Raw genomic sequence first — 822 nt, forward strand, 5'->3', positions numbered from 1 at the left:
CCGGGCGCGTTCGAGGCAAGACGCCTGCACATGGGAAGGCAGCGCGAAGTGCAGCGCGGATGCGCTCGCACTGCACGCGCGACGACACGCGGAAAGCCACTGGATCGGCATGCCCGATGGCACGACAAGATGCACGGCAACGTACAGCGAGTCGGCGGCCATCATGGGCGAGCCTCCAGCCAGACCGGATGCGCGACGCCGATCACGGCGGATGCGCTGACCGGCCCGAAATACCGGCTGTCGAACGATGCCGGATTCGTCACGCTCAACAGGAGCAGCTCGCCCGGGTCGAGGCGTCGGCAAAGCTGCAAGGACGGCAGCGGCCGGCCCAGCCGGTCGGCAGGCAACGCGGCGGCCACCGGCACGCCGTCGATGCGTACCTGACCGGCGACGATGCAAACGTGTTGCGGCGCGACCGCGCCCACACGTTTGAGCAGCTGAACGCGCGTCGGCAGGTAGCCGCGCTGCGCAGCCAGCGCGGCGGCCCTGGCGGGCAGCGGCACCAGCACGATGCTGTCTACGGACGGCGGACGTGGCAGCGAGGCGGCGCGTGGGTCGAACGGATCGACGCGATACCAGCCAACCGCCACGCTATCTGACGGGTTGTAGATCAGGCGCGGCAGCGGCTGCACGAAGGACGCCCAGGCCAGCGCAGCGAGGCTGCAGGCGGACAGGCTCGCCAGTACGAGGCGAGCGCGCAAACGTGCGCGGGGCGAGCGAGGACGCGGCGCGGCGGCGACAGTAGAAACGGTGGTCATGGCTGTGCCCTCCCGGTCAGCCAGGCGGCGTGCCGCTCGGCGGTGTATTCGGGCAGCGGCAGGC

General features: G+C 70.8%; 1 protein-coding gene. It reads right to left on the minus strand.

Annotated features, from left to right (window positions below):
* Window positions 1-161: 161 nt before the first annotated feature.
* The gene (locus LO50_RS19275; RefSeq protein ID WP_014703539.1) at window positions 162-758 is read right to left on the minus strand and encodes a S26 family signal peptidase; all 597 of its coding nucleotides are present in this window, start codon (window positions 756-758) and stop codon (window positions 162-164) included.
* Window positions 759-822: the final 64 nt, after the last annotated feature.

This window comes from Stutzerimonas stutzeri, assembly GCF_000935215.1.
Classification (GTDB): Bacteria; Pseudomonadota; Gammaproteobacteria; order Pseudomonadales; family Pseudomonadaceae; genus Stutzerimonas.